The organism is uncultured Novosphingobium sp. (assembly GCF_964277725.1).
GTDB classification, from domain to species: domain Bacteria; phylum Pseudomonadota; class Alphaproteobacteria; order Sphingomonadales; family Sphingomonadaceae; genus Novosphingobium; species Novosphingobium fluoreni.
In genome coordinates this window covers 1-10,853 of record NZ_CAXYKL010000278.1, presented here as the reverse complement: position 1 = coordinate 10,853, position 10,853 = coordinate 1, and the positions used below count along the sequence as shown (strand labels likewise).

The window sequence follows — 10,853 nt, the reverse complement described above, 5'->3', positions numbered from 1 at the left end:
TGCCGTACAGCCACGATGCGCTAGAGCCGCACATCTCCCGCACCACGCTGGAAACGCACCACGGCGCGCACCACAAGACGTACGTCGACAAGCTGAATGCGGCACTGGAAGGTACCGACGAGGCGGGTAAGCCGCTCGAGGACATCATTCGCTCAGCAAGCGGCCCGAAATTCAACAATTCGGCCCAGACTTGGAATCACGGCTTCTACTGGCACTCGCTCTCGCCTGAGAAGAGCGAACCTAGCGAAGAGCTCGCCGCCGCGATCCAGCGCGATTTCGGTTCGATGGATGCCCTGCTCGAGGCTCTGAGCAACGAGGCGGTCAACCACTTCTCGAACGGTTGGGCTTGGCTGGTGGTGAAGGATGGCAAGCTCGCCGTCATTTCCACGCACGACGCCGCGACCGCCCTGATCGACAGCGACAACCCGCTGCTGACCGTCGATGTGTGGGAGCATGCCTACTATATCGACCACAAGAACAAGCGTCCGGCTTATGTCCAGGCGGTGCTGGGCAACATCATCAACTGGAAGTTCGCTTCGGAGAACTTCGAGCGCGGCACGGCATGGGTCTATCCCGCCTGAGACGCATAAATGGTTGATGGAAAAGCCCGCCTTTTGCGAAAAAGGCGGGCTTTTCTTTGTGCGCGAAGTCTCTGGGCGGTTGGCTGACCCCGGATGTCAGCCGATCTTGCGCTTGGTAGGCGCGGCTCTAGTGGATGTGACTTTGCGTGGTCGCCCACTTGTGCCAGGCTTGAGCAAAGTTGGCGTCTTGGGATCGGGCTCCGTATTCAGCAGGCGGTTCAACTCGGCGCGTGCGCGTGCCACGCGGCTCTTCATCGTGCCCACGGCGCAATCCGCGATCTCCGCCGCCTCCTCATAAGTAAAACCACCTGCGCCAACCAGCATGACCGCCTCGCGACGCTCAGGAGCGAGTTGCTGCAACGCGGCGTCCATGTCCGACAAGTGAATTCCGCCTTCCTGGTCGGCATCCATCACCAGCATCCGCTCCGCGACGCCTTCGTCCAGATCCGTCTGGCGACGGTTACGACGCAGTTCGCTGAGGTAATGGTTGCGCAGAATCGCAAAAGTCCACGCACGCATGTTGGTGCCGGGGGTATAACGTTCTCTGGCACCCCATGCCTTGATGGCGGCCTCCTGCGCCAGATCGTCGGCGTAATCCGGGCGACCACACAAGCCGCGGGCAAATGCGCGAAGGTGGGGCAGGGCACCCAGAAGCTCTTTGCGGAAGGCCTCGTCCGCTTGATTGCCGGATGACTTGCGCTCAGCCGTCATCGCTCTCGTCCAGCTTCTTCAGGATATCATCGAAGCTGTCCGGGATAGGCTCATCGACAACGGTATTATACAGCGCGCGAAGTCCCGCGGCCCAGCCAGGCTCAACCTCTTTGCGGGTAAGCGGCGGTATGCCAGACGGTGACCCGGACCCCCCTTGTCCTTTTGGGTGAGGCAACACGAACTCCCTTTCAAGCGAAAGCTGCTGCCAGCACGGCGGAGCAACCAAGCTTCGTCGCCGGACGGCGCGTACATCTGGAACATTTGATCCTTGTCATGGTTCCCCCCACACAAAGACTTGTCCGCGCGATGTGCCGCGTCCATGTCGTGCGACCAAAATAACACTGCCGGGCAGGGTGCCGGGATAGATAAAGGACGGTTCCGGTCGTGGCTGACGACACCTTGCTGGATAGAATGGAGAAGCAGGCGTGGTTCCACCGCTATCCGCGTGGTTGGCCGCTGCTGCTCTTCGTGATTGCCAGCATCGGCACCGCCGTCAGCGTCATGGCCATCGAGCGCTCGGACCAGCAGCGTCGCGAGGTTGAGCTGGATCGCAATCTTACCGAAATCTCCTCGGCGATGCAGCGGCGAGTGACGGAGAATATTGCGCTGCTACGTGCTGCGTCGGCGCTGTTCGCCACCCAGCAGGATGTGACCCAGGCCCAGATAGCCGAGTTCTCAAGCGATCTTCAGTCCAGCGGCAATCTCTACGGGTCGCTGGGCGTCGGTTGGGCGCCCCTGCTGCGCCGTGAGAACGCGATCACTTTCCAGAATGCCAAACGGGCCAGCGGAACACCTGACTTTCGCATTTGGCCAGACCCGTCCTCAGTCAAGGCGAGTGACGGTCCGGTCCCGAAGTTCGCGACACCGATCATCTATCTTGAACCGTCGTCCCTGAGTAACGGCAAGGCCATCGGCTTCGACATGTATTCCGAGCCGGTGCGTCGCCGTGCGATGGAACTGGCGATGCGAACCGGCAAGCCTGTGACTTCCGGTCGCGTCTTTTTAGCCCAGGAGCAAAACAGGCAAGTACCGGGGTTCCTGATATACATGCCGGTCATCGACGCGCGCCGTCGCGATACGATGAAGGGCTTCGTCTACAGCCCTTTTCGCGCTGACGACTTCGTGGAAAGCGCGGCCGAACTGTTCCGCAATGAAGAGATCGAAGTCAGCATTTTCGATGGTGCGGTAACCCCGCAAAACCTTCTAGCGCAACGCAAGGCTTCCGGCAGTAGCGGCGCGGCGATGGAGCGCAAGATTGACGTCGGCAGCCACGAATGGATCATCCGTGTCAGCGACAAGAAGACGGGCGCGCTCTCGGCGATGGCACGCATCACGTTATTCTTCGGCGTCATCACCTCGCTCATGGTCATGGCGATCGGCAGGCTGATCACTCGCCGCGCGGTGGAGGACCGCCGGGTGTTGGAGTGGCTGAGCCGGCAGGCGGCAATCCGCAACTCCCTGACTCGCGAATTGAACCATCGCGTGAAGAACACCTTGGCAAATGTGCTGTCGATCGCCGCTCTCACGCGCCGTCGGTCCACGGACATCGACGATTTTACCGATAGCCTGACGGCCCGCATCCGCGCTCTGTCCGCGACACATGACCTCCTCTCGCAAACTGACTGGAGCAACGCGCCGCTGGGTGACATCGTGCGTTCGGAACTGGCGCCCTACATGGAGGGTAATGAGCCGCACGTCGTAATGAGCGGCCCGGAGATCAAGCTCGCGCCTAACGACGCCATGTCCCTCGGACTCGGGATCCATGAGCTAGCCACTAATGCCGCCAAGTACGGCGCGCTGAGTACGAACGCCGGGCGGATCCACGTTCACTGGTCGATGATCGATCCCGACCATGCCGAGCTGCACTGGCGCGAGGAGGGTGGCCCACCGGTTGCAGTCCCCAACAAGCGCGGGTTCGGAAGGGATTTGATTGAAAAGATCGTGGCGCACGAGCTGCGGTCTGACGTCAACTTGCAGTTCCTGCCGCAAGGCGTGGAATGCCGGCTGAAGGTCCCCGTGCGCATTACGAAGGAATTCAGCCTACGCCGCGGTGAGCAGGACTGATAGACTTTCAAGGGACGCTATCCTCAGAGCACACAAAAAGGGCGGCTAGCGCATCGCGCAGCCGCCCTTTCTGCTGAGATTTGCGAAGATTACATCAAAGGCCGGCTCGACCCGAAGAACAGGGCTTGGCTGATCGCGGCCCGGACGGTCGCTTCCTGGAACGGCTTTGTAACCAGATAGGTAGGTTCGGGGCGTTCGCCGGTGAGCAGCCTTTCGGGATAAGCAGTGATGAAGATCACGGGCACGTCACCGAACTTCAACAGATCTTCAACGGCATCGATACCGGAACTGCCGTCTGCCAGCTGAATGTCCGCAAGGACCAGACCGGCTGGGTTGTTGCGAAACAGTTCAAGCGCCTGCGAGCGAGTGGCCGCGGTACCGACCACGTTATGGCCAAGCTCGGAAACCAAGCCCTCCAACTGCATGGAGATCAAAGGCTCGTCCTCGATGATGAGAACGTCCGTGGTGGACTCGCTTTCGATCTCCTCGATCGCCTGACGTACCAGCGTGTCCACCTCACCGGTTTCGACGCCAAGGATGTCCGCGCAATCTTCGCGGGAAAATTCCTCCACGGTGGTCAGCAGAAGCGCCTGCCGATGAGTGGGTGCGATAGTGGCGAGGCGGGTCTGTGCCGCTTGTTCGTGCAGATCGCCATGATCCGCACCTACGGGTTCATCGACATGCGACGTCGCCCAGATCCGCGTGAAGGCGCCATAGAGCGCGGCCCGGCTGCGGGCGATATCGGCACGCAACGATTGATCTGCCAGGGCTGCTTCCAGCGTAGCCCTTACATAGGCGTCTCCAGACTGCTGCGAGCCGGTGAGCGCGCGTGCGTAGCGGCGCAGGTAAGGTAGCTGTACGCTGATCTGGTCGGAGACAGACATGCTTAATCCTTGAAAGGGTGGCGCGATATAATGTTCAAATGTGAACGGTTTAAGCCGCCAGGCTGAAAGCCTAGCACGGTTGATTGAAGTGGCAAGCCAAGTTTGGGGCTACTCACTATTGTGCAGCGCGACATCTTCCGTGGCCTCAAGAAAAATTGAAAGAGCGCCCTGTGGCTGGTGGAATGCCGCATCTTTTCGGGGAACTCTTTTCTGGCCAGGATGTTTCACCAATATCACCACCGGCCCTCCCACCCCCCGCAACCGGTGGTGATCCGATCCCGAGGCCCTCGTCCCACCCAGGACGGGGGCCTCAACTTTTTCTGCCGTGCCAGAGGCGGGAATGTCGGTGTTCGGTCAGCTACCCGATGTTCCCATCGAAAATTCATTTCAGCAAAGTTTCTCGTCATCTCACCGGCTTACCCTGGCTTTCGCGGCACCTGCTGTGTGACTCAGGAACCATTCTCCGCGGAGATACGTTCACATTTCGACAGAGGCAGACGGAGGGAAGCGTATGACAGCATCGATGATCTTGGAGGTTGAGCCTACCAAGTCTCTCAGCGACCGCGATTTCAAGCGCGCTCTCACCGATGTAGCGCCGCATCTCCGAGCTTTCGCGCGTGGACTTTGTGGTTGTCGTGATCGCGCAGATGATCTGGCGCAGGAAGCCATGCTGCGGGCATGGGCGGCGCGCGAGCGTTATGCAGCGGGCACCAATTTTAAGGCATGGACTTTCACAATCCTGCGCAATCATTTCTACAGCGAAGCCCGTCGTGCCCGCTTCCATGGCGAATACGATGAACTTGCCGCCGAACGTATCCTGCGCGCCCCCGCCAGCCAGGAGAGCGCGATCGAATTGGGCGACGTTCTCCGTGCGCTTACCGCTATACCAGAAACGTACCGCGAAGCCCTCGTGCTTGTTGCGGCGGGTAATCTTTCATACGAAGAGATCGCCGATATCTGCGGCATCGCGCTAGGCACTGTGAAAAGCCGAATTTGCCGCGCTCGCTCAATGCTGAGCAAGATCATCGAATCGGGACAGCTTCCGGACTTCCGCCACAACTTTGTATTGAGCGGCGAAGCGATCGATGCCTTCTTCGACGAGTTGGTGAAGATTGCCAACACTGAAGATGCGAACATTCTGGCCGCGTGAGACCATGCTAAATCAGTGTGGACTTAATTGCATGAACGACGCGAAAGTCGTCATCGTCGAGGATGAGTTTTTAGTCGCCCTCCAACTTGAAGACATCCTCGTTGACCGTGGCTACGATGTATTAGCCACGGTTCCTGATTTTGCCTCCGCTGAAGCAGTGTCAAAAGCGCCTCATGTCGCATTGGTAGATCTCAATCTTCGAGATGGTCCGACCGGCCCCCTGATCGCGAGAATGCTCTGCGAACGCTATAATACTCTTATTATATATGTGACGGCAAATTCAGTTCAGATCGGTACCCCCGTGAGAACTGCGGTAGGTGTGATCCATAAGCCCTTTTCGCGAGAAACGATTGAGGGTGCTGTCGCCTATGCGTTGGATAAGACACTTTCCATTCCTCGCCCGGCGGAGCTGCAGCCCCTGTCTAGTGACGAGCTTCTGAAAGCCTCATAGGGCCTCATCCGCGATGAACATTTAAAGCAGGTTCAAGTTTGCTTTATAACGGAACCGCCGATGCGTAGCACCGGCGGTTCTTCTGTATCACACAGGGCCGGTTGCGTGTTCGCCAGCTTCGCCTGGCTTGATCGGCATGCCGGTGAGCATCTTGAACTTGCCCTTGATCGACATATCAGAGATCCACACTTCGGAGTCGTTGATGTCGAAGCGGAGCATCAATACGTTCGGATCATTCTTGCCGTTTGGAAACCAGCTTTCAACAACCTGATTCCACTGTTTCTCGCGGACAGACGTGTCGGTTTCCTCAACGAGATTACCCGAAATGCAAGCGAAGACATCATGACCCTTGGTGGCAACCTGCCCCATCGCCGCGCCGCCGGCAGCAATGCGGTTATCGCGAGCCAAGAAAAACCAGATGGCATGATGCGCATCACGGTCCAGCTGTGCCGTCATCGGTTCGGCGTGCTCATTTGAATTCTCAAGCCGCATCATGATGAAAGGGCTATCCTGAAACGCCTTCCAGAATGTTTCGCGCGTATCCTTATCCATTATGTCACTCCTCGACTGAGCTTATCGCAGCGTCGACGAAATTAACGCAAGGCCATCTGTGACGTTCCAAGCAGCACTTAATACTGTCCCGAATGCTGCTCAGTGTTCGCGTGACTTTTCGAGCGCAAGACTGAGATCTTCCACCAAATTGTCATAGGCGCGATCGGCCGCGTCCTTGTCCGGCAATCTAAGGATGTAGGAAGGATGCCACGTCACTAGTCCATCCCCATGCGGCAGATGCAGAGGACTCCCACGCATCTTGCCAATCGTAGCGGCTTTCCCGGTGACGCCTCTGACAGCGGTGGCACCCAGCATCAGGACCGTGCGCGGTCGCACCAACCCAATTTCCTGGTCCAGCCACCACCGGCACGCTTCGATTTCTGAAGTATCGGGTTTCTGATGGATGCGTCGCTTGCCGCGCATCTCGAATTTGAAGTGCTTCACGGCATTGGTTAGATAGACCGTGCTGCGTTCCACCCCAGCCTCTGTCAAAGCGCGATCCAGGACACCGCCGGCAGGGCCTACGAAGGGCCGATGCGCCTTATCTTCCTCATCGCCGGGTTGTTCGCCCACGATCATCAGCTTGGCGTCACCGGGGCCCTCACCGAAAACGCATCCGTTCGTGCCCTTCCATAACGGACAGCGACGGCATTCCTGCGCCTCTTCGGCAAGGCCTTGGAGAGAGATCCCGCGCTCATCCGGCGCGACGTGCTGTGCGACCATGGTGGCCTCCCTTGCTTGTGCGCCTGCGATCAGCGGCGCGATCAGCTGCGCTTCGGGCAAGTTCTTCCAATACTTGCGCGGCATTTCCTTGGTCATCGCGCCAATTTTCAGCCGAGCCGGGTTGAAGATCGCGGCGTAATACGCCTTCCACATGTCCTCAAGCGGATCGCCGGACGGTGCCTGCGAGCGATCAGCGCCGATACTTTCGGTCAGAACTTCGCCATCCCAGTGAACAGATAGTTCCGGCGTCAGGATCGACCACGCCATCTGCGCAAATCGCCGGACAAAGAAGCCGGCGGTCGCCCGGACAATATGATGTTCCGGCTCGAACCAGGCAATAAAGCGGGTATGCTCTTCCGCCCCCTCTTCAACGGGCACCTCAACCTCGCGAAAGCGGACGAATGCATGCATTTTATGAATGTCGCGGCGGACAGCCTTCGCCATCAGCTCCACTCGTCGAACAAGGGGATCGGCGTGGTCGTTGAGAAGGCCCGGATGCTCTGTCACTTGCCAAAGCAGGCGATAGATAAGCGCGAAACGTTCTGGGTCTTTATGCAGAAGTGCCAATTTTGCCAGCGCGGGGAAGGCGCGCGGAACCCGAAGTTCTAACTGGGGCTCGGGGGGAAGGTCGTTTCCGCCAGCCGCGAAAAGATCGTCTGCGGACTCGCTGGCCTGCCAGACGATTGCGTCTGGAGCTACGCGAGCGGCCAGGAGGCGGCGCGCGGCATCGCGCCAGCCATCCCAGTCATCTTCTGCCGCCAGACGAACAACACGCGCCGGGGCGGCGCGCATTGGTTCGGCGGGAAGAGGATTACTCGCGTTCGTCACCCGGCTTTTCTTCGGCAGCGATTTCCAGTTCCTTCGGCTTACGCTTTTCGAAAACCTTGGCGATCCGCGCTTCGTCGGCTTCGCTCAAGGTCTTGGCGGCCTCCGGAAACATTTCCTCTTCCTCCTCATCAATGTGGTGGAAGTAGCGATGCTGCAATTTGCCGAACTTCTCCGACCAATCGTCGGAAGCGATATCGAGTTCGATCAATTCGCCCAGGAAGTCGTCTATTTCCTTATGCTCGGATACCGAATGACGCGCCTCGTCGCGCAGTTCGGGGATGGCCAGCATCGTCGAGTAGAGTGACTCTTCTTCTGCGGCTGCATGGGCCTGCAACTCTTGGCGCAACTCCTCGAACAGCTTTTCGCGCTTGTCACTTTTCGCATCGCTCAGTTCGGCGAACATCTTGCGGTGACGATCGTGATCGGCTTTCAAATCTTTAAAGATACGTGCATCAGCCATCGGGGATCTCCTTTCCGCCATCAACGGATCGGAGACCAAGTAAGTTTCTAGCGCGAGTCATTCTCAGCCAGCAAACAATTCCAGCTGCTTTTCGACCGGAGCCACAAGGCGACGCAAATCCGCGCGATCGGTCAGCAAGGTGGGGCGCCAATCCAAGGTGACGATAAACGGACGCACCTTGGCAATCGATTGCGTCAGCCGCGCCACGTCATCAAGGCGCAACTGACGGTATCTGCGCGTGGCGAGAATGGTCTTGACCGCCTTTACCCCCAAACCGGGTACCCGCAATAAGCGCTCACGCTCTGCGCGATTTACGTCGACAGGGAAGGCGCTACGGAATTTGAGCGCCCATGCCAACTTCGGATCGATGTCCAAAGGCAACATGCCGTTTTCTGCGGCATCCTGAATATCGAAAGGCTCGTAACCATAAAATCGCAGAAGCCAGTCTGACTGATAGAGGCGATGCTCGCGCATCAATGGCGGCCTTTGCAGAGGAAGGACCGCGCTGGCATCAGGAATGGGAGAGAACGCGGAGTAATAGACGCGGCGCATCTTGTACCCCTGATAGAGCGATGACGCGCGATCGAGGATCTGGACATCCGTTGCCGCATCCGCGCCAACGATCATCTGCGTCGATTGCCCGGCCGGAGCAAACCGGGGTGCGTACTTGAATTTGCGGGACGCTTCCTTGGCTTCCAATATCGATGTCTTCATCTCAGCCATGGCGCTGGTTATGCGCTTTTCCGACTTGTCAGGAGCCAGGCGCGTCAAGGCGCTGGTTGTCGGCAATTCGATATTGATTGAAACGCGGTCGGCCCACAATCCTGCTTGCGCGACGATTTCCGGATCAGCGTCGGGAATGGTTTTCAGGTGGATGTAACCCTTGAAGCCATGATCTTCTCGCAGTTTGCGCACGACGAGCACCAATTGCTCCATCGTATGATCCGAGCTGCGAATTATACCGGAGGAAAGAAATAGCCCCTCGATATAGTTACGGCGGTAAAAACCGATCGTTAGATCGACCACCTCATCCACGGTGAAGGCCGCGCGCCGAACGGAGGAGCTTTTACGGTTGATGCAATAGTGGCAATCAAACTGGCAATAGTTGGTGAGGAGTATTTTCAGCAACGAGATGCAACGACCATCCGGTGCATAGGCGTGACATATTCCCATGCCTTCCGTAGAACCGATCCCGCCTTTACGGCTGTCCCGCTTGGCCGTTCCGGACGATGCGCATGAAGCATCGTACTTGGCCGCGTCCGCCAAGACCTCGAGCTTTTCTTTGAGAGACATTTTCGCCATTATGTTCGATATATGTTCTGACGGGGAGACGGGCGAGTGGCCTTTAGGGCAAGGCCGCGCAGGGCCGCAAAAACCTCCTTGCCCTTGATGCGTTAGAGCATTGCTCGCCATGTCGTGAGTGAACACGGAAAGGTTTACCGCGCCATGCCCAGCCTGCGCTTTGTCGATGACAGTATGCCCGGCATCACGCGGCGAAAAGTTCGTGGCGACAGATGGGCGTATTTTTCTGCGGCCGGAGAGCGGATCAAGGATCGTGACGAGATCGACAGGCTAAACCGGATTGCCTTGCCGCCAGCTTACGAGAATTGCTGGTTCTGCCCACGCCCGGATGGCCACATGCTGGCGTTCGGTTATGACGCGCGGGGCCGCAAGCAATATCGCTACCACCCCGATTGGCGGGAGGAGCGGGAGGCGGCGAAGTTCGATCTGTGTGCCCAGTTCGGTCGCAAATTGCCGGCGGTCCGTAAGCGGGTGGCGCAAGACCTCGGCTCGCGCAAGCTGACCCGGGATCGAGCGATCGCCTCGGTGATTTCGCTGCTGGATACCGGGGCGATCCGCATCGGGAACGAGCAATACGCCAAGCAGAACAAAAGCTTTGGCGCGACAACCCTGCGCAACCGTCATGCTCGCATTGATCGCGGCATGTTGCGCCTGCGCTTTCGCGGCAAGTCTGGCAAAGTCCATGAGATCGATTGCGATGACAAGAAGCTGGTTCGCTGTGTCCGTTTGATGCAGGACCTGCCCGGGCAACACTTGTTTCAGTACTTGGATGAGGCAGGAGAGGCAGTTCCAGTCGATAGCCAAGACGTTAACGAATATATCCACGCGATCATGGGCGACGCCTTCACCGCAAAGCATTTCCGCACATGGGCAGCCAGCGCGTTCGCATTCTGCCGGCTACACGAAGAACCGGGACTATCGCTCAAGGCGCTGATGACGGATGTTTCCGAGCGATTGGGCAACACGCCGACGATCGCGCGCAAATCCTATGTGCATCCTGCCATCGTGGCAGCGGCGAAAGGCGGCACGGAGGCTCCGGTCATGCCGGAAAAGCTGCCGCGCGCCACGCAATGGCTATCGCGCGAAGAACGCGGCTTGGTCGATTTCCTGGAAACCGTTTGCCCGTAGTGGCTCTGAACCGCGGCGG

12 protein-coding genes are annotated in these 10,853 nt (G+C 58.4%); 5 read left to right on the top strand and 7 right to left on the bottom strand.

Annotation, left to right across the window (positions count from 1 at the left end; translation table 11 throughout):
• Positions 1-581: superoxide dismutase (locus tag ACHWRX_RS15445; protein ID WP_394659848.1), on the top strand; the 581-nt coding region annotated here is incomplete at its 5' end.
• A 96-nt stretch (positions 582-677) separates the two neighbouring features.
• On the opposite strand, the gene ACHWRX_RS15440 is transcribed toward ACHWRX_RS15445, so the two are convergent.
• Entirely contained in the window at positions 678-1,292 is a 615-nt protein-coding gene (locus ACHWRX_RS15440; RefSeq protein WP_394659847.1) for a sigma-70 family RNA polymerase sigma factor, read from the bottom strand.
• The gene (locus ACHWRX_RS15435; protein WP_082668143.1) at positions 1,282-1,470 is read right to left on the bottom strand and encodes a NepR family anti-sigma factor; all 189 of its coding nucleotides are present in this window, start codon (positions 1,468-1,470) and stop codon (positions 1,282-1,284) included. The genes ACHWRX_RS15440 and ACHWRX_RS15435 overlap by 11 nt, the downstream gene beginning before the upstream one ends.
• A 206-nt stretch (positions 1,471-1,676) precedes the next feature.
• Between ACHWRX_RS15435 and ACHWRX_RS15430 the strand changes: the two genes are divergently transcribed.
• Positions 1,677-3,356 carry a CHASE domain-containing protein gene (locus ACHWRX_RS15430; RefSeq protein ID WP_394659846.1) on the top strand — a complete coding sequence of 560 codons (1,680 nt, stop codon included), beginning with the start codon at positions 1,677-1,679 and terminating at the stop codon, positions 3,354-3,356.
• 89 nt (positions 3,357-3,445) lie between these two features.
• Here the strand turns inward: ACHWRX_RS15430 and ACHWRX_RS15425 are convergent, their stop codons facing one another.
• The gene (locus ACHWRX_RS15425) at positions 3,446-4,240 is read right to left on the bottom strand and encodes a response regulator (RefSeq protein ID WP_058738104.1); all 795 of its coding nucleotides are present in this window, start codon (positions 4,238-4,240) and stop codon (positions 3,446-3,448) included.
• Between the two features lie 511 nt (positions 4,241-4,751).
• Between ACHWRX_RS15425 and ACHWRX_RS15420 the strand changes: the two genes are divergently transcribed.
• Together ACHWRX_RS15420 and ACHWRX_RS15415 are read left to right on the top strand one after the other, a co-directional pair.
• The gene (locus ACHWRX_RS15420) at positions 4,752-5,390 is read left to right on the top strand and encodes a sigma-70 family RNA polymerase sigma factor (RefSeq protein WP_058737570.1); all 639 of its coding nucleotides are present in this window, start codon (positions 4,752-4,754) and stop codon (positions 5,388-5,390) included.
• A gap of 31 nt (positions 5,391-5,421) precedes the next feature.
• On the top strand, positions 5,422-5,841 hold the full coding sequence (locus tag ACHWRX_RS15415) for a response regulator (protein WP_394659845.1): 420 nt from the start codon (positions 5,422-5,424) through the stop codon (positions 5,839-5,841).
• An 87-nt stretch (positions 5,842-5,928) separates the two neighbouring features.
• Here the strand turns inward: ACHWRX_RS15415 and ACHWRX_RS15410 are convergent, their stop codons facing one another.
• The 4 genes from ACHWRX_RS15410 to ACHWRX_RS15395 all read right to left on the bottom strand — a co-directional run bounded on the left by ACHWRX_RS15410 (position 5,929) and on the right by ACHWRX_RS15395 (position 9,706).
• On the bottom strand, positions 5,929-6,393 hold the full coding sequence (locus ACHWRX_RS15410) for a pyridoxamine 5'-phosphate oxidase family protein (protein ID WP_058737569.1): 465 nt from the start codon (positions 6,391-6,393) through the stop codon (positions 5,929-5,931).
• A gap of 99 nt (positions 6,394-6,492) precedes the next feature.
• The gene (locus tag ACHWRX_RS15405) at positions 6,493-7,908 is read right to left on the bottom strand and encodes a UdgX family uracil-DNA binding protein (protein WP_394659850.1); all 1,416 of its coding nucleotides are present in this window, start codon (positions 7,906-7,908) and stop codon (positions 6,493-6,495) included.
• Between the two features lie 19 nt (positions 7,909-7,927).
• Entirely contained in the window at positions 7,928-8,404 is a 477-nt protein-coding gene (locus ACHWRX_RS15400) for a hemerythrin domain-containing protein (protein ID WP_394659844.1), read from the bottom strand.
• A gap of 63 nt (positions 8,405-8,467) precedes the next feature.
• A complete protein-coding gene (locus ACHWRX_RS15395; RefSeq protein WP_394659843.1) occupies positions 8,468-9,706 on the bottom strand; it encodes a putative DNA modification/repair radical SAM protein in 1,239 nt (412 codons plus the stop codon).
• A gap of 144 nt (positions 9,707-9,850) precedes the next feature.
• Between ACHWRX_RS15395 and ACHWRX_RS15390 the strand changes: the two genes are divergently transcribed.
• The gene (locus ACHWRX_RS15390) at positions 9,851-10,834 is read left to right on the top strand and encodes a DNA topoisomerase IB (protein WP_394659849.1); all 984 of its coding nucleotides are present in this window, start codon (positions 9,851-9,853) and stop codon (positions 10,832-10,834) included.
• Positions 10,835-10,853: the final 19 nt, after the last annotated feature.